Source organism: Segatella copri (assembly GCF_015074785.1).
Classification (GTDB): domain Bacteria; phylum Bacteroidota; class Bacteroidia; order Bacteroidales; family Bacteroidaceae; genus Prevotella.
In genome coordinates this window covers 618095-639300 of record NZ_CP042464.1, presented here as the reverse complement: position 1 = coordinate 639300, position 21206 = coordinate 618095, and the positions used below count along the sequence as shown (strand labels likewise).

Sequence of the window (21206 nt, the reverse complement as noted above, 5' to 3'; positions counted from 1 at the left end):
CAAAAAACTATTTTAAGGTCACCCCTATCAACTATAAACTATAAACTATCAACTAAATATTACTTTCCCCTATATCCTCCCACAGCCGTGCCCGGGTCGAAATCTTCGCCCTCACGAGGGAAGGTTGGGATAAATCTCATCTGATGTTCTATCTGTCGCTGGCGCTTCTTCATATAAGCGCTAGGATGCAGCGAACTGAATTTGCGCGGATTAGGAAGTGTAGCTGCTATCAGCGCACACTCGCCACGAAACAGATCTTTCGCTTTCTTGTCGAAATGATATTCTGCAACCGCATCCACACCATAGATACCCGGTCCCATCTCAATGCTGTTGAGATAAACCTCCATGATGCGCTGCTTGCTCCACATCATTTCGATGAGGAAGGTAAAGTAGACCTCAAATCCCTTGCGGGTCCATGAACGGCCAGGCCACAGGAAGACATTCTTAGCGGTCTGCTGACTGATGGTACTGGCTCCATGCACCTTTCCACCACGTGCATTATTCTTCGCCGCACTCTCGATGGCATTGAAGTCGAAACCGTGATGTTTCAGAAATCTCGCATCTTCGCTCGCCATCACCGCCACAGGCATGTGAGGCGAAATCTTATCCATCGAAACCCAATGATGATGCAGGGTAATACTCTCGCCATCAGCTACTTGCTGAAAGCATCGGATAAACATCAGAGGAGTGACATACACAGGAATGAATCTATATGCCACTACAGCAAGAATGGTGGTACTGAAAAACAGCACCACCACCCATTTTACTATATTCTTGATTTTATTCAAAATCATCTATTTATTTTTTCCCTTCCGGGAGCATGAAAGTTATTACTTCAATGTACCGTTGTTGGCTGCGTTAACCATAGCCTGGCTAGCATACATGTAAACCTCTACACGACGGTTCTGGGCACAAGCAGCAGTAGTATTCACTACAGGGTTAGCAGAACCAAAACCCTGAACATTCTTTACCTGACGGCTGGTAACACCGCAAGAAGCAAGATAGTTGTAAACTGCCTCAGCACGCTTCTGGCTCAATGGCAAGTTGATACCGTCATTACCTGTAGCATCGGTATAACCCTGAATAGAAACCTCGCAGTCGGTATTGTTCTTCAATACACCGGCAAACTGAGCCAAATCAGTCTTTGCGCTGCTGCTGAGAGTAGAACCGTTAGTTGGGAAGAGGATACCAGAAGCAAATGTTACCTTAACGGCAGACAAGCCATTGGCATCTGTTACAGTCTCAACCTGTGCATTCTTCACCCGTTCAGCCTCAGCCTTCACCTTATCCATGTGCTTTCCGATGAGGTTACCAGCACCGCCACCAACAGCTGCACCGATAGCAGCACCAACAAGTGCACCTGTACCACGATGGCTATTGTTGAGCAATCCACCAACGATAGCACCCAGAGCTGCACCAGAACCGGCACCTACAGCTGTACCTGTCTTCTGATTGGTTCCACAACTTGAGAAAAGCAAGCACAAAGAGAGGCCTGCAACTGCAAAATTAGTCTTTTTCATTTTAAAATCTCCTATATTTATGTTATTTAATTGCAAAGATAACTCTTTTTTCTCCATAATGGAGAGTTTTCTAATATTTTTTTGTATTTTTGCATGCAAATTTAAGGGTATTTGTCGAAATAGAGCTAGGAAATCACCTATTTGGGGGTGGAAAATCCCTAAAAGTAGGATTTCAGACACCTGCAGACAGATGAACTGCCGTCAGCAGATGATGAAGGCTCATGCTTATACCTTAATATATAAGTAACAGAAGAAATAAAAAACAAAATAAATAGAAAAAAGCAATATGGCTAAAGAACTCAAGAATTTAACCAAGCGCGCTGACAACTACAGTCAGTGGTACAATGATTTGGTAGTAAAGGCTGATCTCGCTGAGTTGTCACCAGTTCGTGGTTGTATGATTATCAAACCATACGGTTACGCTATCTGGGAGAAGATGCAGCAGCAGCTCGACAAGATGTTTAAGCAGACAGGTGTACAGAACGCATACTTCCCTCTCCTCATCCCGAAGAGTTTCTTCTCTCGTGAGGCTGAGCACGTGGCAGGTTTCGCCAAGGAGTGTGCCGTAGTTACCCACTACCGCCTCCGTTCTACAGAGGATGGCAAAGAGGTTGAGGTTGATCCTAACGCAAAGCTCGATGAGGAGCTCATCATCCGTCCTACTTCTGAGACCATCATCTGGAACACCTATAAGAACTGGATCCATTCATGGCGTGATCTCCCTATCCTCTGCAACCAGTGGTGTAACGTAATGCGTTGGGAGATGCGTACCCGTCCGTTCCTCCGTACTTCTGAGTTCCTCTGGCAGGAGGGTCATACCGCTCATGCCACCAAGGAAGAGGCTGAGGCAAAGGCTCAGGAGATGCTCAAGGTTTACGCAGAGTTTGCAGAGAACTACATGGGCGTTCCTGTATTGCAGGGTGTGAAGAGTGAGACTGAGCGTTTCGCAGGTGCTCTCAACACCTATACCATCGAGGCAATGATGCAGGATGGCAAGGCGCTGCAGAGCGGTACTTCTCACTTCCTGGGTCAGAACTTCGCAAAGAGCTTCGATGTTACCTACTTGAACAAGGAGAACAAGCCTGAGTACGTATGGGCTACTTCATGGGGTGTTTCTACCCGACTGATGGGTGCCCTCATCATGGTTCACAGCGATGACAATGGTCTAGTATTGCCTCCAAAGCTGGCTCCTATCCAGGTGGTTATCGTTCCTATCAACAAGGGCGACGAGCAGTTGGCGCAGATTACTGCTAAGTTGCAGCCTGTCATCGACCAGCTCCGCGAGTTGGGCATCACCGTGAAGTATGATGACAACCCTGCCAAGCGTCCTGGCTTCAAGTTCGCTGACTATGAGTTGAAGGGTGTTCCTGTACGTCTGGCTATGGGTGGCCGTGACTTGGAGAACAACACCATCGAGATTATGCGTCGTGATACCTTGGAGAAGGAGAACGTAAGCTTCGACGGTATCGTTGAGCGCGTAAAGAATATGTTGGAAGACATCCAGAAGAATATCTTCGAGAAGGCTCGTGCTTACCGTGATGCTCACGTTTACGAGTGCGACAACTACGAGGAGTTCAAGGAGCGTGTGAAGGACGGTGGTTTCTTCCTCTGCCATTGGGACGGTACAGCCGAGACCGAGGCTAAGATTAAGGAAGAGACTCAGGCTACCATCCGTTGCGTGCCTTTCGCTTACGAGCAGACTCCAGGTGTAGATATGGTAAGCGGCAAGCCAGCCGTAGCCCGTGTCATCATCGCAAGAAGTTATTAATCATCCCCGGTGTCGGGAGTTCATCCTGACACCATAATATATTTAATATGAGGCAGTTGATACTATACATCCTTTTTCTGGTGTCCATGGTCTTCTCAGGCTATGGAGAGGTATCTGCTGCCTCTATTTCTTTTACACCCGAGGATTCTTATACCGAAGATGCAAGCCATAAGAAAGATGGTTTGGCGAAGGTTGAGTATGACAAGAGCCAGCCTGAGGCACAGCTTGAAAACGCCTCACAGCTTGCTTACCGCATCTGTAGCAGCCGTCCGCAGCGCTTATTGCCAAGTGGCAACATGCACAACAGTCAGACTGCCAGTAGATTGCTTACAAATAGAATCCGTTATTTATCATCCCTTTTATCAGCTATAGAAGGTGGCATGGAGCCTTTCCGACAGGAAACTGCCCCAATCCACTTTGAGGTCGCCAGCAAGTATTATGTCATTTGCCTGCGACATCTGCTCTGTTAGTGCTTATTCTTTTCTCTTTTTAAAATTTCATATAGGTTTATCGCATCTTTCCTAAGATTTGCGATAAGACTGGTTACACCCCTATTCAAAACAAAAAACAGTTCAATATATATTTTTCAAGAATTAAGAATAAGCAAATAACAGTATAAAATTATGGCAAAGATTAATCATTTAGAGATGGGTGCTGATGTTTTGGCACTCCAGGATGTACAGGTAAAGAAAGGTTTCATGGGTTTGACTGTCAAGCTCATCTATCAACCTACCAACAGTGTGATTAAGATAAAAGAGAAGGAATATTCTGCAGAGGATGGAAGAAAGCTTGAGAACATCCTCAGCGCACCCCCAAAGGATGTAGAAACAGCAATCAGCAAATTCCCTGTTTCTGCAATCAGTATGGGTAATATGAAGTTACAGGCTTGCATCTCTGACGACCACCAGTTTGTTGCCACACAGCTTCTTGCCTTCAAGGATTTCGGTTACAAGCCAGTTACAGAGATGAAGACCTATACAGGAAAGACAGCCGAGGCTTTCGCTCAGTTGTTTTAGTTATATCACAGTTTCGGGACAGGGGACAGCACAATTCCTCTGTCCCTTTTTTATTTTATAGGTATAGGATGAAATCTTTATTTGAAAGAAGGCGGTTCATTCCCCTCTTCCCAATTACGATAATGCTTAGGCGACAGACCGGTATGTTTCTTGAAGAAGGTTCCGAAGGCTGAAGCATTGGGAAAACTGAGTTCATTGGCTATCTGCTGTATCGTCTTCGTGGTGTTCTTCATCAGATAGATACTGCGACGGATCATCGCCTTGAAAAGCAACTGCTGGACCGTCTGACCGCAAACTGACTTGACCAGTACCGACAGATATTTCGGTGTAAGACAAAGTTCGTCTGCATAGAAAGCCACACTGCGCTCACGCATATAATTCTTCTCTATCAGCAGCACCAGCGACTCAAAGATGGCTATCTTCCTCTCCATCTCCTTGCCGGCAGCCTTGAACGATGCCGAGAAGATGCTGCACAACCGGTACGTAACAGCCATCAGCAACAGTTTCTGCTCATGCACACAATAGGCATCCAGTTCACCACTCTTCTCTTTTTCCTGCTCCAGCTTCCTCAGCATCAGGGCATAAGAAGTGAGCATATCCTCATAACCCGTCGTCCTGACATGACAGGGTTTGGGATAAATCGTAGCATAAAGACGCATGGTAACCACGGTATTGCCCAACATGTGACGAATCTGTTCAGCACGGTAAAAAAGAAGGGTATATTTAAGGTTCTTGCCCGCTTCCTGCACATGAAACATCACTCCTTTGGAGAGGAAAACGGTTTCACCCTCAGATGCAACAAAGGATGTTCCGTCTACGCAGAAACGGAACATCCCCTGATGACAGATTACGATTCCGACATAGTCGGAGTAGAAAGGCTGCATCAACAGCTGAGGAAACTCATGAGCCTCATATATGATGATATTATCTGTTATTTTCATGATGAATATGGGTCTGTTATCTTCAGATTTAACTGCGAAGATAACAAAAATATCCATTCATCAGATGAGCAGCCTGTATCTTTTATGATATTTTAGCACTCCCCTACCTTCTTCCCAGGGATTTCACATCTACATTCTTCAGCAGATACTCACGCGTCAGTTCCCCGATATTGCGCTTGCGCCAAGGGAGAACGAGCATCAGTCCGGCACATAGCAGACAGCCGTAGAAGGTCCAGCCTGCCATCTCCTTAATACTCACCAGCGTGGCCTGTACCTGTACCTTTCCCTTCGTACTCATGGCAGCCATATTCTGCGCCTCGGTTACACTCTTGCCCTGATATTGCATGCCTCTCACCGTCTGGTCGTAAGTCTTCGCCGTCTCGATGCTCGTGCGATCGTAATCCTGGGCAAAGCGGGTTACATAATACTGCTGTCTGTGCTGCAGCACATTGGTATAGAGCGCCGAGCCGATGCAAGGGGCAATGACCATACGAACGGTAAGCATGATGCAAACCCAGGTTGACATGAAGCGGTAAGGCATGCGCTGGTTGGCTATCGTGGAGATGAGCGAATAGAGCAGCATCATTCCCGTAGAACGGATGATGATAGGCCATTTCATACGCTCATACATGCCGTCGTTCTGTACTTCGAAATACATGTACAGCGCATAGGCTCCGATAAAGAGGAAGCCCAGACAGTACATCCACTTCAGGTGAACATTCTTGGCTCTGGCGATGACGGCAAATATCAGTCCCACGGTATAGCCCACCATCACCCAGTTGCCCAAGGTGGCGTTCTGCCAGTTGTCTATCTTCATGCTCACATTGGTGAACACATTGACAAACATGGCACTCGAATTGCAGACCATCAGCAGGAAGAAGAGCAGGATACCGTAGTTGATGACCCTGAGCTGGAACACCTCCATGATGAAATAAGGTGAACGCCTCGTCTTCTCCAGATAGATGAACAGAGCGGTAAAGATAAGACAGACCACCGAAGAGAAACGGATGGTAGGATCATCAAACCAGTCGAGCGTCTTGCCGAAAACCATGACATAAGCAAACGAACAGAGCATGATACTGAACACCGTAACATTGCCAAACTTCGACATCGTTATCGGGAACTTAGGCATCGGATACTCATGATAAGGCATGGTGAAGAACACGATGATGATGCCTGCCAGCATGAATGCCATCATGAAATGATAAACATACTGCCACTCATAGGCATAGGCAAGCCATGCCGTTAGCCAGGTTCCCAACTGTCCGATAATCATGAAGAAGAGATAGATGACCGGCTGCGAAACCATCTTCTCCGAATCTACCGCATCCCATGCTTCCTCGGTAGTAGGCTCACATCCCGGCGTGATATTCCTCGTAGCCTCTATTCCGAAACCATATCTGATGAGCACGAAGAGATGCGCCATCAGCAGCGTCTGACGGACAAAACCCATCAGCAGACTGCACAGTCCGAGTATGAACAGCGAGTCGGTCTGGGCACACACGAAACTGAGGATAAAGAGAATGGAGAAGCCCACGATACACATCATCTTCTCTCTACGGATGCACACCAGATCATAGAAGAACGGCGAGAAAGCCGCCATTCCTATTGAGGTGCAGAAGCCCGCAAAGGCGATGTATTCCGACTGGATGCCGAGCCCGCTCATCATCTCGCCGCTGTTGGCAGAATAGACACCACTCATCGTAATCATCGGCACGAAGAGGATGATCATGAAGATGATGCCGAGCGGTTTGGGTACCCAATCATAAAACGGATAATTCTTATATTCTTCTTCCATATATTACTTCTTTTCCATCTAGCTGTTTTTACTTTCTCTCAGCCTTGACAACCACCATCATGCCGGCAGCAAGATGCTCATTATCCTCTTTGCTGAGGTTGTTGAAATCGATTCTTACAGGCACACGCTGCTGAATCTTGACAAAGTTTCCAGCCGAATTGTCTGTTGGTACCAGCGAATATTTCGAACCGGTAGCACCAGAAATGGCGGTCACCGTACCCTCAAACTCCTTGTTACTGATGGCATCTACGGTCATACGCACCTTCTGTCCTACATAGAGATTCTCTATCTGGGTTTCCTTATAGTTGGCAATCACCCATTTGTTGTTGGTTGGAATGATGTAGGTAATGGTGGTTCCTGCATTCACCATCTGTCCCTCCTCGATAGAGCGGCGACCCAGTTTACCATCACAAGGAGCCACTACCACACAGTAAGAGAGATTCAGCTTTGCCATCTCTACGGCAGCCTCGGCACGCTCGATGGAGGCAGCCACATTCTGCTTGCGGGTAGTTACCTCGTTTACTCCCTTATAGGCAGCAGCCTGCTGCTTCTTTACCCCTTCGAGTTTCTTCTTGGTAGCAGCATATTCCACCTCCAGCTGTTCGAGCTGGATAGGAGTAGCTGCCTTCTTTTCTACCAGGTTGCGATAGCGTTCGCAGTCCTTGGCAAGTTTGGCAAGTCGTACATTTATTTCATCGATAGATGCCTGATAGATAGAAGCTGATGTCTCGGTGGTCTGCTCTGTAGCGTTGATGACATTGGCTCCAGCCTTGGCATCCTTGAGGGCTGCTTCAGCCTCCATCAGACGGATACGATACTCCCGGTCGTCGAGCACAAGGAGGGTATCTCCCTTGTGTACTTCCTGATGTTCTCTGAAGCATACCTTGGCGATATAGCCGGATGCACGGAGATTAACCGGTGAGATATATTGCTCTATCTGAGCATCATTGCTCGTTTCGTTAGAGTTATAATCGAGGAAGAGGCATACGATTTTCCAGAGTCCGAAAGCCAGGATAGCAACACCTATCAGACTGGCAACAATCTGTCTTACGCGCTGTTTCTTGAGTTTCTTCCTGGTTTCTTCGTGAGATACCTGTGTAGCCTCTGATGTTTCTACATTTTTATTTTCGTTCTGTTCCATAGTTATATTGTAATTTGGAATCAGGGAATATGAAGTAAACTTTTTTACATCCCGTTTTCCTGTTTATATTTTATTTTTTAATGATTTATTCTTCTCTGTTATTTAGCAACCGAAATCTGGTTGAGCTGTCCAGTCAACTTGAGCAGCGAGAGATTGGCAACCTTGTAGCGATAGTAGGCTGTGAGATAATTGTTCATCGCCTCACTCATGCGCATCTCGTCCTGCAGCACCGCTGTCATCGAAGCCACACCCTCCTTATACTGGTCGGCTGTTACGTTGTAAACATCCTGAGCCATGGTATAATTATCAAACTGCTTCTTGTAGTTGCGCTGACTGTTGTTCACCTCGCTCACCGCATTCATATAGTTTGCTTGCAGTCCCTTCAGGGCGTCCTCGTAACCTATGCGTGCATTCTCCTCCTCTATCTTCGCCTTTCTGATTTTAGAACGCTTTTCAAAACCATCGAATACAGGCACTCTCAGTTGAATGCCCAGACCATTGGAACCATACCAGTGGTTCGACTCGCCCGAATGAATCCAGTGATCTATCCTATCGGTAAAGGCAGAATACATCAGGGTTCCGGTCAGCGAGAGCGATGGCAGATAACCGTCCTTGGCTAGTTTGGTCTGCTTCTTCGTGAGTTGTTTCTTCTGTTCCAGCAACTGGAGTTCGTAGAGTCCCGTATCCAGTCCGTCAGCCTTCACCATCTCAATCTTTCCCGGATCTACGGCTGTCACCTTCATCTCCTTCTCGGCAGGATAATCTATCACATACTTGAGCATGGTATACTGCTGTTCGAGCATGGCGATGGCGTTATCGCGCTGCACGGTGAGGTTCTCGATATTGAGATTCACTCGCTTCAGATCGACCTCCAGACTCATCTGGTTATCATAGAAAGCCTGGGTGATGTTTCTGAGTTCTACCAGTCGCTTGATGTTGTCATCCGTCAGACGAATCTGCTCAGATGTGTTCTGCGCCATGTAATACATCTTGGCAGTCTGCACGATGAGGTCTTCACGCGCCTTCTCATAAGAGAGCTGATTGAGCTTATCGGCAATCTTGGTGATGTCGATGGCGGTAAGAATCATCTGGTTATACAGCGGCATCTGCAATTGTACACCCGCCGATGCATTATACTGCAACGTCTTGGTTACATTATAAGGCTTGCCGTAAGCCGAGCCGTCGGTAACCGAAACAGGCGGCGTAAAGTTGTCGTTGAGCTGTGCCACCGCATTGATCTGCGGATAGAGTTTAGCCTGATTTTCGCTGATAGCGTACTTTCCCTTAGCTATTTCGTTTCGGCTGCTCTGGAGCGACAGGTTATTATCCACTGCCATCTGCAGGCACTGGCTGAGCGTAAGCGTCTCCTGTGCGTCAAGTGTATGGAAAGCTCCGAGCGCGAAACATAAGATGATTATTTTCTTCATTTCTTCTTAATGATTTCTATTGATTTACGTTTCATTTATTATCTGGGTGCAAAGGTACGGCTTTTCGGTGATAAATGACTATTCACATCTTATCACAATATGTTCAAAATTTCCGAAAATAACAGGATATGGTTCAGTATCAGCCTCATCGGCCTACTGGCTTTCAGCTATGCGCTTCTCCAGAACCTTCTTCAGGTTATCAGCAGAGCCCATTCCCAACTTCTTTCTGATGTTGGCCCGCTGGGTAGTGATGTTCGATTCCGACTTGTTGAGCAGCGTGCAAATCTCACTCAGCTTTCTGTTCTGCAGGATAAGGTAACAGATTTCCTGTTCAGAGGCACTCAACTCGGGAAAGACGCGTTCTATGTTCTGTTTGCTCAATTCGCGGGTCTGGAGATATTGCATCACATTGTCTATTACATTCTTCTGCGAAGCCTCACCCAGAAGATCCAGCAAATGCGCGGTAAGTTTAACATCATGCCTTTCCTTCGCCAGAGCCACGTATGCCTTAATCTGCTTTTTGTTTATCTTCAGCACCTGGAGCAGTTCTTCCTCATCACGCTGCAACGTTCTGTTCGCATTGACAAGATACTCACCGTTTCTGGCAACAGCCAGACTCAGCACGCTGATAAAAAGCAATATGAGCATCATCATGAAGAAATAATCCATGAGCGATTCATCCCCCGTTACAATCACACTCAATATATAAACCCCAAAAGCTATTCCCACCAGCCAGCGTGTGAGACGCGCCTGATAAGCCGCCAGCGAGAAAAACATGTTGCCTGAAAGGATAAGCATATTGATGAGAATCACCATTCTGTTATCTTTCAGCGTAGGCATAAAGGCACTATAGAGGATATCAGCTCCGATAAAGCACTGGGTGGCGATAGCGATACAAACGATAGCCCTCACCATTGGGATTTTCCCGAAGAGATAAGCCATGAAGGAGGATAACACGACAATCAGAAAAACGATGTTAGACACGGTAAAAAACGAATCAAAGGCTCCAGACAAGCCCAGGATATTTGACAGGATGCCCAAAGAGAGCATCACGGAGAAACACACAAGGATAGCTTGACGTTGGCGGTCCAAGTAATTAGATTCTCTCTTCAGGAAAGAGAACCCTAACTGATGTATCTTAGATTTCTTTGCGTTCTTTTCTTTCATATTCATAATGGATAGATAAATTATTTCGTATTGACAGATGAGGCAGGTTTGCCCTGACTGACGAATCATTTTGCACAGACAGACGAATCGCTTTTTCTTCTTGCAAAAATAATAAAAAAGATTGGTTTTGATGTATTTTGAGGGATATTTTTTTATAATTCCAGAAAAATCAGCATTTTTCAGTGTACTTTTCTCCCTACCGAGAGTGGTTTTCCATTACTTTTGCATTTGAAAATTCAAATCATTTATCAATCATTTAATACTAATTACGTATGAAAAAGAATATCACTTTCAACAGTAAGCACATACAATGGTTTCTGTTTTTATGCTTAAGTTTCAGCATCACATTCTGTATGTTTCTGCTATCTTCGTGCAGCGATGATGACCATGGAGAAGTAAACAATCAGGCACACTATCAGGACGTACCAGCCAGTCTGCTGACCGATGCCAAGAAACTGGAGATGGTCCGGTCCATCCAGGACTTGAAAGACGGAAGATTCTTCTATCTTGACTATACGGAGGATTACAAACTCTCTACCATATCAGGCTATAATCTTACCGACAACACCCAACTGATTGGTGCCGTATTGAAAACCCTCTGCGACAAAACACCATCCTGGCTCAAGGCAAAAGTCAAGCTGGATGCCGGCTGCAGTGCCTTTGCTGTTACGACACCAGATACTGGTGATTATCTGATGGGGCGCAACTTTGACTACTCTCACGATAATGAACCGATTGCAGCAGCCCTGGTTCGCACGGCTCCAGAAGGTGGACTGAAATCCATCAGCATGGTGGATGCCTACTGGATAGGTTACCGGCAGGATCTCTGGCATTACATTCTATATAACAAGGAACAGTTTGAGAAACATAAGACGCAAGACCTTTCCTATATCATGGCATTCCCATATCTTCTGATGGACGGCATGAACGAGGCAGGCTTTGCCGTATCCGTACTCCATCTCGACGGCAAGCCAACCCAGCAGGCAAGCACGGGCAAGAAACTGACTACAACCCTGGCCTTACGCATGATGCTGGATCATGCAAGAACGGTAGATGAAGCTCTCAAGATTCTGGACGGATATGACCTCTGGATACCGGATAATGACGGCAACTATCATTTCTACATGGCAGATGCCACGGGCCGTTATGCCATCGTAGAATTCGTATATGACAAGGATCACCAAAGCAAGATTTACATCGACGATGAATATACGGGTGAAGACGGAAAGACTCATTTCAAATATCCTGACGTATTGCCAAACACCCGCGAGGTGATAGAAAAGCGCTATGCCAGCAACTTCTATGTATCTGAAACCATGGCATGTTCAGATAAAGGTCCGAAACTCTCGAACCACGGCAAGACCCGCTACGACATGATGGAATTCGTCATCAAGCAGAACAGTAACCAGTTGTCAGAGGAAGGAGCCATGAATCTGCTCAATGGTGTGAGTCAGGCAGAAACTCCAGGCAATCCAACGAGCCATACCCAGTGGTCGGTGGTATACAATCTCTCCCAGCGCAAGGCAACCGTCTGCGTGAACAGAGATTACAAGAACAAGTTTACGTTCTATGCAAAATAACACATTAACTGATAAATGGACAAGATTATGAAAAAAGTAACATTATTTTTAAACAAGGCTACTTACTTGGTGATGCTTCTCATAGCTTCGCTGACTATGTTTACAGGCTGTTCGGATGATGACAAAACGTCTTCGGCGGAAAACTTTCCACCATCAGATGAAGAAACCCATTTCAACAGCGCTATAACTGGTGTTCAATATAAGGGCAATACTGTAATGCTGGGATTGAGCGAAAAGGCTGAAATGAGGAAAGCCTGTGAACTCCTCTTCCCTAACAGACAAGCCACGGTTTCGGAATCAACCGACCTGCTGATTATCCCTGCCGGGGATAAATACCAGAAGGAAGCTGAGCAAGTTATGGAGCAGGGCGGAATTGTAGCAACCTACCAGCCTTCTGATGATATTCTGCTATCGGCTACGGACGGTCAGGGGTATAGCTACAAGGTATATGAACCTAACCAGGACGAGGTATTCGTTGACAACAGCCAGGAAGCGGCTGAAACCCAATCATATACCAATCTGTTTGATGACGTGGAATGGAATCAGCCAGAACTACAGGAAGAAGACCTGAATAATGACGGCTCCGGTGATGAGATGGCCGACTTGGATGCTGTAGATCCGGAACTTGGGGACAACGACATCTATACCTATCTGAACGGATGGGTAGCAGATATGAACAAATACGAAGAAAAGAAAGTAGAAAATTCAAATGGTGATGATGACCTCAGCAAGGATTTTACCCAGTACCATTATGGTAAGACTTTTACTTATAATGACAAAAAGGAAGTTCGCCATCTGGCATTGTCGAAACGGGATTATATCGAAGGCAGCGGAGCCATCAATGTTTCGTTTGACATCTATCAGGTTCATTGCTATGATGGCCAGGCAGGTTCGGGCGATTACTATATAGTGAACATGTCGTCAAGCGTAAGCAATAATGACATGTACAAGGGTAGATGGTGGAACAGACACGGAGGTTCGTATGTACGTATTTGCGGTTTCTACGGCAAAGCATTCGCCATGGAATGTATCCCGTTGAAATGTGAGACAAAGAATGGCAAAAAGGTATATACGGAATTGGGTACAGACGATATATTTTTTACAGCGAGCGGAACACCTAGTCCACAAACAACAATTAACCAGGTTACCTATACCTCTTCACATACTCGTGGTGTAGAAGCTGGGGTATCCGTAGCAGCAGGAGTAAAGGGAGACATGCCATATGCTGAAAAAAAATACAACCTGAAGGCAGCATGGTCATGGACTCACTCCAAGACCTATACCATTAACGACATGGACATCAAGAATACGCAGAGGAAGAACATTGCAGCCTATGAGCTGGTATTCAAGAACCTGCCATATTTCAGATGGCAAAGTTACCGTGGATTTGAGGAAGGAAATTCCAACATATATAGAGCTACTGCCGAAGTGAATGCTGCATGGGCATGGTATATGCCAAAAATGAAAGACAATTCGGATGAATCGCCTATAGACATCAGGTTTATCGCTAGGCCAACCTATGGTGCCATGAGTTTTGTCTCATCCAAAAAAGATCTTCATACATTCACCTATACAGACATAGGTAATGTTAATTACGTCATCGACCTGCAACCTTTCACACGAGATCGCTATGCACCGCTTCAGTTCACAAACAATCTGAACGACAAAGTTGCCATCTCAAACATTGAGATTTACAAGAAGGGAGAACAGAAAGCTATCTGGAGCTATAAATCTACCCTGCAGAATGGTTCCAGCATTACAACTCCACCATTGAGAATAGCAGATAATTACGAGGTTAAGTTTACTACAGTAAATGGCAAAACCTATAAATACAAGAAGTACAATCAGGTATTGTCTCTCCAGTGGGATATCTCCAACATCGATTGTAACAAGATTTATGCAAAAGAAGATTTTGCCGAGAAATAATATAAAAATAGGTCTAGCTACACCGCGCTAAGCGGGGTCGCTAGACCTATCTTCTTATAGTTCTTTCTTCAGTTCATTATACAAGTCCACAGGACCTAAATGCCAATATTTGGTACTTTCTGTAGACAGCTTTTTATATAGTTGTGAATGATATATACGATTGATGGCATCTGTAAGACTTATACCCTTGTCTTGCGAGAGCCAAGGAGCAAGCCATCCAATCTTCAATGGCAACAACATATAAAGATTATCTTGTGTTATTTTTGCACTCATAACTGTATGATTTCTGATTCAACAAATTTAATGGCAAGCAGTGACTTCTCTGTATGGAAAAGATACTGGTCAACTAATTTATAAGTTTTCAACTCTTTAATGAGAGTAGGCAAACTGATGATGCCGCCTTCATAGAGTGCGAATTGGGTGTAAACGCTATCGTTTGCTACAGGCCCATACACAACATCATAATCGTGGATAAATTGTCTATCTGTACGATTCCTCATAACAAAATTCACCCATTCTTCTGTTGGTTTTTCGAAGAAGAGTGATTTCATATTCTTTAGAGCGTTATCATCCAACTCGTAGATATTTATGTATCCGACAGCTACTCCCTTATCTTTCATTCTTCTCTCTACCCATTTCTTTGCCTGTTCGTAAGAAGTTGTTGTATAGAAACCGAACCCATAGTCAAGAGAACGGTTAGGTTGACGTATTTCCGGATTTCTAACTTCCTCAATACTTCCATGATATATTTTGCTCATTTTCTTCTTTCGTTTATCATTTTGTCAATTTCTTCTATCAGCCACTGACCACCTTGTGTATGAAGCACTTCATAGAATTCACAGAAATGCTCAGCTATGCCATACTGTTCAAACAAATTCACTACATCTTCTGTAGACATATTCTTTGCCTTAGCATATTGTTCTATGCAGAATGACACAAATACAGCCTTGCCTTGTTTTTCTTTATCCATTATTATTCTCCTTTCTGTGGCTCAGCCACATATAGTTGATTTTACATGAGCTTTCTCTAATAAGAATACACCCTCAGCTCTATCTATACCTTTCTAATGATTGCATAACTGTTTTATACACAGTTTGAGGAGACTGCTTATAATGCATTACGGCTGAAATTATTATGGAATCACCTTTCACTACATAATAGAGCACATTAGGGAATAGCTGCAAATGTCTAACTGTAAATTGAGAATCTGACAAATCAGAATCTAATATGCCACGATTTGGATTTCTCAGTAAACTATTAACATTAGCATCGAACTTATCAAACACTTTTCTTGCTGTTATAGAACCATATTCTGTTGCTACAAAATCTAAAACATCGTTCAATTGTCTTGAAGCAAGCAGTGACCATTCTATTTCCATCCTCGTTCCGCTTTTATACGACTCATTAATTCTGAATGGGAAATGGTATTACCATTTTCATGATCCTTTAATGCCATCTCCACACTAGCTGCCAAGGCTTCACGAGGAATCTCGTTCACAAAAGCTTCTATCTCATCAGACTCAGGAACGACATAAGGATTTACCTTATCCATTGTTGTATAAAGCAATGTGATAAGCTCATTCTTGTCATCGTCACTCCAGTTTTTCACTTCATTCCAAACAGGAGTCGATGTTATATTGCTATAATCTGATAGTTTCATAATCATCTCTATTTTAAAACCTTTCTGCAAAAATACGGTAATTATCTGATAATTCAAAGAATATTCGAAATTTTAACACAAAAATGTATCACAAAGTATTTGCTTAACAGAAGAGGACAAACAAAGAATGGCGAAACCAGCAGACTGTCAGCCTACTCATTTCGCCACTTACATATTTATTTATCTCGCAAAAAGATGAATTAGTCTTCATCAGCAAACTCATTCAGAGTATATGCGCTGCTGCCATCGAAACAAAGGGTACATACCCGGCACTTTGGAAGACCGATAGCCTCAAAAGGCGAAGATGTAAAGATTTCACCCGGATGAAAAACTAGGATACTTTTCCAACGTTCGGGGCAGATTAAAATTTATGCACCCCATCACAAAGCATGGCAAGTTCTTTTTGGAAAAAATCTATATCAGGAGAAACATCATCGGCAGTCTGCAATCTTCCATCAATTGATAAAAAGATTCCAGCATGTAACGGTAATCGCTTGCTTGGTTTTGGCAATAGCTCCACCCTTCTGTTGTTAAATTCATAATCCAGGTTTCGAACATCCAAAACATTTAAAAATGTAAATCCATATCGAGAGTCTCCTTTCGTTCTAGGACGAAAAACAGCTGATACAGAATCTAATTGATCTGCATTATATCTTAATACTGAAATATAGTCTTCAGCACCACTCTTCAACTTTTCAAGTTTAAAAGCCTTCGGCGAAACACGCCCTTTATAAATATGAGAAGGCGAGAACAGGATTCTTGCAACCTTTTCATCGTCTGCTATTTCAGAAATCAGTTTATCCATGAGCTTTTTCCAATAATGACAATACTTCCTTTTCATCCAACTTATCAAAACTGAATTTTGACAAATGACCATCCCGTTTGATAAATGCTACAACCTGATGATTGGTTATAGTAACACCTGCTATATTATTGTCTTCCGTGTAATCTAAATATATACAACCTCGTGCATCAGGAAAAGCTACCCAATTTTGCAGACTAGTATCAGTAGCTAGCAGAATAATTCGCTTCACAAAATCCACGATATTTCTTGAGAGAGCAAGACTACCTTCACCATCCCAACCATCTGGAAGCTTTGACAATTCATCTAAACGATTCAAAAGTTCTTTCTTTACTGAAGATTGTAAAGTTTGCTTTTGACTTGACAAGAAAACCAAACAACTATACAAAGCATTCTGATCTGTTGTAGCATACACCGCATCCATCACATTATGGCGCAAGGTAACAATATCCGTATCAGGAGTAATACGGACTGCCATGGAATCAGAAACTATACTTGTTTTTTCTTCCGGTAATTTATATGGCTTTACTTCACTCATACTTTTTTCTTTTTACTAAACATGTGCTGCAAAGATACGTTGCTTTTTCGTAACTACCAAATTTTTCGAGAAGAAAACAATATAAACCACATTATTTTCCGATTCTGTCTGTATTCGTATCATATCACAAGTGATTGAAAGCTATATATTTAGCCCTCACGCTTCCTACTCAGAAGCGTTACATGACAGTTGTGACAGTTTTATTTCGCAGGGGGTATTACGATACCATATAAAAGGAAAATAAAATAGGTCTAGCTACACCGCGTTTTGCGGGATCGCTAGACCTATCTTCTTATCTATCAAGAACTTATATTCTTACTTTAGTCTTCATCAGCAAACTCATCAAGAGTATATGCGCTGCTGCCATCGAAACAATGGGTACATACCTGGCACTTTGGAAGACCGATGGCCTCTACCAGTTGCTCGATGGTGTTGAACTTCAGGGAAGTCAAGCCCAACTGGCTGGCAATCTCATCTACCATTCTCTGATACTCTGGAGAACCGGTGGTAGCGTATTTCTCAAGATTCTTGTTGGCATCGCCTTCAAACTTCTCGATGATGCGGCGGGTAATCAGCTCCATATCACTCTTTGAAGAAGTGAAGTTGATGAATGGACAACCATATACCAATGGAGGACACGCAATACGCATATGGCACTCCTTCAAGCCAGCCTGGTCGAAAAGCACCTTCACGTTGTCGCGAAGCTGGGTACCACGAACGATACTGTCATCGCAGAACAACACACGCTTGCCCTTGAGCATCGCCTTGTTAGGAATCAGTTTCATCTTGGCTACCAGTGAACGCATGCTCTGGTTGCTAGGAGTAAAACTGCGAGGCCATGTAGGAGTATACTTGGCAATGCAGCGCTGGTAAGGTACACCCTTTCCGGCAGCATATCCCATCGCCATACCCGTACCCGAATCAGGAATACCGCTGCAGCAGTCTACCTCCACATCATCGGTCTTGGCGAGATTAAAGCCGTTGGTAAAACGCGCCTCCTCTACATTCTTGCCCTCGTAGGTAGATGTAGGGAATCCGTAGTAAACCCAGAGGAAAGAGCAAACCTGCATCTTCTTGTTGGCAGGACGGATTTGCTCCATGCCATCAGCTTTAATCTTCACGATTTCGCCTGGTCCTACCTCATATGCTGTTTCATAATCAAGGTTAGGGAACGAGGTGGTTTCGCTGGAAGCTGCATAGGCACCTTCCTTCTTGCCGATGATGATTGGAGTACGTCCCCAACTGTCACGCGCACAGATGATGCCATCCTCGGTAAGGATCATCATGGTGCAGGAACCTTTGATGTGATGGAAAACGTTTTCGATACCTTCTCTGAAGGTTTTACCCTGAATAATAAGCAGAGCCACCAACTCTGTAGGATTGGTACTACCCGAAGACATCTCTGCAAAGTGCATGTTCTTTTCGAGCAGAAGCTGAGTAAGTTCATCCTTGTTTACTATCTTAGCTACGGTGCAAATGGCAAAGCGGCCAAGATGAGAGTTCATGATAAGTGGCTGGGCATCTGTATCGCTAATCACGCCGATGCCCGATGTAGCTCCTTCAAACTTGTTGAGTGTAGGTTCAAACTTCGTTCTGAAGTATGAACTTTCCAGATTGTGGATAGAGCGCACGAAGCCCTTCTCACTACTGTAGGTTGCCAAACCGCCCCGGCGTGTGCCGAGATGTGAGTTGTAATCTGTGCCGTAAAAGAGATCAGCGACACAGCTTTTCTTGGAAATAGTTCCGAAAATGCCTCCCATAAGAGTATAATTATATGTTATAATTTTGTAATATGGGTGCAAAGGTAAATAAAAATCAGAAAATATGCAAGTCTTTTTGCTTTTTTTCTATAAAAACATGATAATGAGGGTAACTTGCTACCCTATTTCGAGAAGAATAAACGGTTACTGAAACGAAAAGCGCTCCGGCAATAATTACCGGAGCGCCATGATATGATTTCCTATGAAATTAATCTAACTTCAGGCTCTTCTTGATAGCCTCGATCTTATCCATTGCAGCAGCTGTGCAGCGGTTGTAGCAGCCAGCGCACTTGAATGAAGGATCCTTTACCTCAATATAGAACTTGATCTTAGGCTCTGTACCTGATGGACGGACACTTACCTTGGTGTTGTCATCGCAGAACCACTGGAGTACATTGCTTGTAGCAGGCATATCGAGTTTCTCTACGCTGCCGTCAGCATGCTTAGTCTCCAGACTCTGGTAGTCCTTCCAGGTTACCACCTTGCTGCCACCCAACTCCTGTGGAGGGTTGGCACGGAAGTCTGCCATCATCTGCTTAATCTCGTCTGCACCAGTCTTACCTGGGCGAACTACGTTTACAGTGAACTCCTTGCTGAAGCCATACTCTGCATAAATCTGCATCAGGAGGTCGTAGAGAGTCTTGCCCTGATCCTTAGCCCATGCTGCAATCTCGCAGATGAGGCAGATAGATGCAGGAGCATCCTTATCGCGTACCTTATCGTATGGCAAGAAGCCGAAGCTCTCCTCGCCACCACCGATGTACTGCTGCTTGCCCTCAGAGATAGCAATCTCGCGTGCAATCCACTTGAAACCAGTGTAGCAGTCGCGTAACTCTACGTTGTTCTTCTTGGCAATCTCAGCGATAACTTCTGTTGTTACGATGGTCTTTACGAGGAAGTCTGTTGGCTTCAACTTGCCCAACTTCTTCTTGTTCTCGATGATGTAGTAGCAGAACATCATGGCAGTCTGGTTACCATTGATAATCATCCACTCACCCTTGTCGTCGCGGCAAACGATAGCCAGGCGGTCTGCATCTGGGTCAGTAGCTACCACGAGGTCAGCGTTCAACTTGGTACCGAGCTTCATACCGAGGGTCATAGCCTCTGCATTCTCTGGGTTAGGAGAAACCACTGTTGGGAAGTTACCATCTACTACCATCTGCTCAGGAACTACATTGATGTTCTGGAAGCCCCAAGAACGCAGACAGAGAGGAACGATGACACGACCTGTACCGTGCATAGCTGAATAAACGATGTTGAGGTCTTTCTGACGGTTGATGACATCCTGGTCAATCATGGCAGAGTGAACGGCTGTCATGTAGTCGTAATCCATCTCACCACCGATAATCTGAATCTTATCCCAGTTAGCCTCAAACTTCACCTGGTCGATAGTAACCTTGTTTACCTCCTCGATGATACCTGTATCGTGTGGAGCCAGAACCTGAGCACCGTCGCTCCAGTAAGCCTTGTAACCATTGTACTCCTTAGGGTTGTGAGAAGCAGTTACGTTGACACCAGCCTTGGCACCGAGCTCACGGATAGCGAAAGAAATCTCTGGTGTAGGACGGAGGCCCTCGAAGAGATATGCCTTGATGCCATTGGCAGAGAAGATGGCTGCTACGGTTTCAGCGAAGAGACGGGAGTTGTTACGGCAGTCGTGACCTACCACTACTGAAAGGTTCTCCTCACCTGGGAAAGCCTTGAGGATGTAGTTAGCAAAGCCCTGTGTAGCCATACCAACGATATACTTGTTCATGCGGTTGGTACCTGCGCCCATGATACCGCGCAAACCACCAGTACCGAACTCCAAGTTCTGATAGAATGCATCAACGAGAGCAGACTTGTCCTCTGCGTCGAGCATTGCCTTTACTTCCTTACGGGTTTCTTCGTCAAAAGCAGGTGTGAGCCACTGCTGTGCTCTTTCTTCACACTGCTTGATCAATTCTGCGTTATTAGCCATAGTTTGATTATATTATGTTATTAATTAATTCTTATCGAGAAGGATGTGCACGAAAACAATGCATAATTTCTCTATTTGCGTACAAAGTTATATAAAAATTTTGATAAACCAAACATGTTTGAAGTTTTTTTTGTATTTTTGCACATTGAAATGGAATTGAAAATAGAATAAGGCTATTATTTAGCAATATTGTATTGGTAAG

Annotated in this window: 21 protein-coding genes; 5 read left to right on the top strand and 16 right to left on the bottom strand. The window is 44.5% G+C overall.

The features are described from left to right. Nucleotides 1-59: 59 nt before the first annotated feature. Entirely contained in the window at nucleotides 60-794 is a 735-nt protein-coding gene (gene mtgA / locus FO447_RS02670) for a monofunctional biosynthetic peptidoglycan transglycosylase (protein WP_118140705.1), read from the bottom strand. A 36-nt stretch (nucleotides 795-830) separates the two neighbouring features. Further along, complete coding sequence (locus tag FO447_RS02665) at nucleotides 831-1520, bottom strand: OmpA family protein (RefSeq protein ID WP_119229376.1); 690 nt, start codon at nucleotides 1518-1520, stop codon at nucleotides 831-833. Between the two features lie 286 nt (nucleotides 1521-1806). Between FO447_RS02665 and proS the strand changes: the two genes are divergently transcribed. The 3 genes from proS to FO447_RS02650 all read left to right on the top strand — a co-directional run bounded on the left by proS (nucleotide 1807) and on the right by FO447_RS02650 (nucleotide 4304). After that, a complete protein-coding gene (gene proS / locus FO447_RS02660; RefSeq protein ID WP_200757525.1) occupies nucleotides 1807-3288 on the top strand; it encodes a proline--tRNA ligase in 1482 nt (493 codons plus the stop codon). A 47-nt stretch (nucleotides 3289-3335) separates the two neighbouring features. Then, a complete protein-coding gene (locus FO447_RS02655) occupies nucleotides 3336-3758 on the top strand; it encodes a hypothetical protein (protein WP_147330095.1) in 423 nt (140 codons plus the stop codon). Nucleotides 3759-3911: 153 nt separating this feature from the next. Beyond that, complete coding sequence (locus FO447_RS02650; RefSeq protein ID WP_117726995.1) at nucleotides 3912-4304, top strand: hypothetical protein; 393 nt, start codon at nucleotides 3912-3914, stop codon at nucleotides 4302-4304. A gap of 77 nt (nucleotides 4305-4381) precedes the next feature. Here the strand turns inward: FO447_RS02650 and FO447_RS02645 are convergent, their stop codons facing one another. From FO447_RS02645 to FO447_RS02625, 5 genes are all read right to left on the bottom strand, one after another. Beyond that, nucleotides 4382-5245 carry a helix-turn-helix domain-containing protein gene (locus FO447_RS02645; RefSeq protein WP_200757523.1) on the bottom strand — a complete coding sequence of 288 codons (864 nt, stop codon included), beginning with the start codon at nucleotides 5243-5245 and terminating at the stop codon, nucleotides 4382-4384. A gap of 103 nt (nucleotides 5246-5348) precedes the next feature. After that, nucleotides 5349-7043 (bottom strand): MFS transporter, encoded by a 1695-nt coding sequence (locus tag FO447_RS02640; protein WP_200757521.1) that lies wholly within the window; start codon nucleotides 7041-7043, stop codon nucleotides 5349-5351. A gap of 28 nt (nucleotides 7044-7071) precedes the next feature. Continuing rightward, nucleotides 7072-8184, bottom strand: a complete 1113-nt coding sequence (locus FO447_RS02635; RefSeq protein WP_200757519.1) for an HlyD family secretion protein — start codon at nucleotides 8182-8184, stop codon at nucleotides 7072-7074. A 98-nt stretch (nucleotides 8185-8282) separates the two neighbouring features. Beyond that, a complete protein-coding gene (locus FO447_RS02630; RefSeq protein WP_200757517.1) occupies nucleotides 8283-9611 on the bottom strand; it encodes a TolC family protein in 1329 nt (442 codons plus the stop codon). Nucleotides 9612-9764: 153 nt separating this feature from the next. Then, on the bottom strand, nucleotides 9765-10778 hold the full coding sequence (locus FO447_RS02625) for a helix-turn-helix transcriptional regulator (RefSeq protein ID WP_200757515.1): 1014 nt from the start codon (nucleotides 10776-10778) through the stop codon (nucleotides 9765-9767). A gap of 272 nt (nucleotides 10779-11050) precedes the next feature. Between FO447_RS02625 and FO447_RS02620 the strand changes: the two genes are divergently transcribed. Together FO447_RS02620 and FO447_RS02615 are read left to right on the top strand one after the other, a co-directional pair. Then, complete coding sequence (locus tag FO447_RS02620; RefSeq protein ID WP_200757513.1) at nucleotides 11051-12358, top strand: carcinine hydrolase/isopenicillin-N N-acyltransferase family protein; 1308 nt, start codon at nucleotides 11051-11053, stop codon at nucleotides 12356-12358. A gap of 27 nt (nucleotides 12359-12385) precedes the next feature. Beyond that, complete coding sequence (locus tag FO447_RS02615; protein ID WP_200757511.1) at nucleotides 12386-14284, top strand: hypothetical protein; 1899 nt, start codon at nucleotides 12386-12388, stop codon at nucleotides 14282-14284. A gap of 54 nt (nucleotides 14285-14338) precedes the next feature. Here FO447_RS02615 and FO447_RS02610 read toward each other — a convergent pair whose 3' ends face one another. From FO447_RS02610 to FO447_RS02570, 9 genes are all read right to left on the bottom strand, one after another. Continuing rightward, nucleotides 14339-14557, bottom strand: coding sequence for a hypothetical protein (locus FO447_RS02610; RefSeq protein ID WP_117692740.1), 219 nt, complete (start codon nucleotides 14555-14557; stop codon nucleotides 14339-14341). Further along, nucleotides 14554-15042, bottom strand: a complete 489-nt coding sequence (locus FO447_RS02605) for a DUF3990 domain-containing protein (protein WP_117692738.1) — start codon at nucleotides 15040-15042, stop codon at nucleotides 14554-14556. Before FO447_RS02605 ends, FO447_RS02610 begins: the two co-directional genes overlap by 4 nt. Beyond that, nucleotides 15039-15254 carry a DUF3791 domain-containing protein gene (locus tag FO447_RS02600; protein ID WP_118189900.1) on the bottom strand — a complete coding sequence of 72 codons (216 nt, stop codon included), beginning with the start codon at nucleotides 15252-15254 and terminating at the stop codon, nucleotides 15039-15041. The genes FO447_RS02605 and FO447_RS02600 overlap by 4 nt, the downstream gene beginning before the upstream one ends. Nucleotides 15255-15333: 79 nt before the next feature. Next, entirely contained in the window at nucleotides 15334-15663 is a 330-nt protein-coding gene (locus tag FO447_RS02595) for a type II toxin-antitoxin system RelE/ParE family toxin (RefSeq protein WP_117692734.1), read from the bottom strand. Further along, nucleotides 15654-15944 (bottom strand): hypothetical protein, encoded by a 291-nt coding sequence (locus FO447_RS02590; RefSeq protein WP_147337022.1) that lies wholly within the window; start codon nucleotides 15942-15944, stop codon nucleotides 15654-15656. Before FO447_RS02590 ends, FO447_RS02595 begins: the two co-directional genes overlap by 10 nt. A 361-nt stretch (nucleotides 15945-16305) precedes the next feature. Next, nucleotides 16306-16749, bottom strand: a complete 444-nt coding sequence (locus tag FO447_RS02585; protein WP_118141808.1) for a hypothetical protein — start codon at nucleotides 16747-16749, stop codon at nucleotides 16306-16308. Next, nucleotides 16742-17284 (bottom strand): hypothetical protein, encoded by a 543-nt coding sequence (locus tag FO447_RS02580; protein WP_118141806.1) that lies wholly within the window; start codon nucleotides 17282-17284, stop codon nucleotides 16742-16744. Before FO447_RS02580 ends, FO447_RS02585 begins: the two co-directional genes overlap by 8 nt. Nucleotides 17285-17604: 320 nt before the next feature. After that, nucleotides 17605-19044: an amidophosphoribosyltransferase gene (locus tag FO447_RS02575; RefSeq protein WP_153085446.1), complete on the bottom strand. Its 1440-nt coding sequence runs from the start codon at nucleotides 19042-19044 to the stop codon at nucleotides 17605-17607. 208 nt (nucleotides 19045-19252) lie between these two features. Continuing rightward, nucleotides 19253-21004 carry a phospho-sugar mutase gene (locus FO447_RS02570; RefSeq protein ID WP_118065366.1) on the bottom strand — a complete coding sequence of 584 codons (1752 nt, stop codon included), beginning with the start codon at nucleotides 21002-21004 and terminating at the stop codon, nucleotides 19253-19255. Nucleotides 21005-21206 lie beyond the last annotated feature (202 nt).

What these genes read in the sequence shown, in the direction of transcription:
- mtgA (WP_118140705.1), bottom strand. Translation starts at nt 794, where the DNA reads ATGATTTTGAATAAAATCAAGAATATAGTAAAATGGGTGGTGGTGCTG.
- FO447_RS02665 (WP_119229376.1), bottom strand. Translation starts at nt 1,520, where the DNA reads ATGAAAAAGACTAATTTTGCAGTTGCAGGCCTCTCTTTGTGCTTGCTT.
- proS (WP_200757525.1), top strand. Translation starts at nt 1,807, where the DNA reads ATGGCTAAAGAACTCAAGAATTTAACCAAGCGCGCTGACAACTACAGT.
- FO447_RS02655 (WP_147330095.1), top strand. Translation starts at nt 3,336, where the DNA reads ATGAGGCAGTTGATACTATACATCCTTTTTCTGGTGTCCATGGTCTTC.
- FO447_RS02650 (WP_117726995.1), top strand. Translation starts at nt 3,912, where the DNA reads ATGGCAAAGATTAATCATTTAGAGATGGGTGCTGATGTTTTGGCACTC.
- FO447_RS02645 (WP_200757523.1), bottom strand. Translation starts at nt 5,245, where the DNA reads ATGAAAATAACAGATAATATCATCATATATGAGGCTCATGAGTTTCCT.
- FO447_RS02640 (WP_200757521.1), bottom strand. Translation starts at nt 7,043, where the DNA reads ATGGAAGAAGAATATAAGAATTATCCGTTTTATGATTGGGTACCCAAA.
- FO447_RS02635 (WP_200757519.1), bottom strand. Translation starts at nt 8,184, where the DNA reads ATGGAACAGAACGAAAATAAAAATGTAGAAACATCAGAGGCTACACAG.
- FO447_RS02630 (WP_200757517.1), bottom strand. Translation starts at nt 9,611, where the DNA reads ATGAAGAAAATAATCATCTTATGTTTCGCGCTCGGAGCTTTCCATACA.
- FO447_RS02625 (WP_200757515.1), bottom strand. Translation starts at nt 10,778, where the DNA reads ATGAAAGAAAAGAACGCAAAGAAATCTAAGATACATCAGTTAGGGTTC.
- FO447_RS02620 (WP_200757513.1), top strand. Translation starts at nt 11,051, where the DNA reads ATGAAAAAGAATATCACTTTCAACAGTAAGCACATACAATGGTTTCTG.
- FO447_RS02615 (WP_200757511.1), top strand. Translation starts at nt 12,386, where the DNA reads ATGAAAAAAGTAACATTATTTTTAAACAAGGCTACTTACTTGGTGATG.
- FO447_RS02610 (WP_117692740.1), bottom strand. Translation starts at nt 14,557, where the DNA reads ATGAGTGCAAAAATAACACAAGATAATCTTTATATGTTGTTGCCATTG.
- FO447_RS02605 (WP_117692738.1), bottom strand. Translation starts at nt 15,042, where the DNA reads ATGAGCAAAATATATCATGGAAGTATTGAGGAAGTTAGAAATCCGGAA.
- FO447_RS02600 (WP_118189900.1), bottom strand. Translation starts at nt 15,254, where the DNA reads ATGGATAAAGAAAAACAAGGCAAGGCTGTATTTGTGTCATTCTGCATA.
- FO447_RS02595 (WP_117692734.1), bottom strand. Translation starts at nt 15,663, where the DNA reads ATGGAAATAGAATGGTCACTGCTTGCTTCAAGACAATTGAACGATGTT.
- FO447_RS02590 (WP_147337022.1), bottom strand. Translation starts at nt 15,944, where the DNA reads ATGAAACTATCAGATTATAGCAATATAACATCGACTCCTGTTTGGAAT.
- FO447_RS02585 (WP_118141808.1), bottom strand. Translation starts at nt 16,749, where the DNA reads ATGGATAAACTGATTTCTGAAATAGCAGACGATGAAAAGGTTGCAAGA.
- FO447_RS02580 (WP_118141806.1), bottom strand. Translation starts at nt 17,284, where the DNA reads ATGAGTGAAGTAAAGCCATATAAATTACCGGAAGAAAAAACAAGTATA.
- FO447_RS02575 (WP_153085446.1), bottom strand. Translation starts at nt 19,044, where the DNA reads ATGGGAGGCATTTTCGGAACTATTTCCAAGAAAAGCTGTGTCGCTGAT.
- FO447_RS02570 (WP_118065366.1), bottom strand. Translation starts at nt 21,004, where the DNA reads ATGGCTAATAACGCAGAATTGATCAAGCAGTGTGAAGAAAGAGCACAG.